Genomic DNA, 255 nt, shown 5'->3' on the forward strand with positions numbered 1-255 from the left:
GGATCCACCTCGGCGCGATGGCCGGCACCATCGACCTACCCGTCCGCTCCTTCGCCGGCATGGCCCTCGGTGACGACGAGCTCGTCTTCGCCCCCCAACTGCCGCCGAACCTCACCCGGGTCGGGTTCCAGATCCGATACCGCGGCCACCTCGTCGACGTGATGCTCCGTGACCGCAGCCTGGAGCTTCGCGTGCACGCCGGCTCAGCACCCGCGATCCACGTGCGCGTCGGCGCGGTCGCCGTGCCGCTCTCGG

Annotated in this window: 1 protein-coding gene; it reads left to right on the forward strand. The window is 71.8% G+C overall.

Annotation, left to right across the window (positions count from 1 at the left end):
- Nucleotides 1-255, forward strand: a 255-nt coding sequence (locus KVT44_RS56365; protein WP_302832276.1) for a glycosyl hydrolase family 65 protein, incomplete at both ends; no start/stop codon positions are given.

The organism is Streptomyces sp. GbtcB7, assembly GCF_019091445.1.
GTDB lineage: Bacteria > Actinomycetota > Actinomycetes > Streptomycetales > Streptomycetaceae > Streptomyces > Streptomyces mirabilis.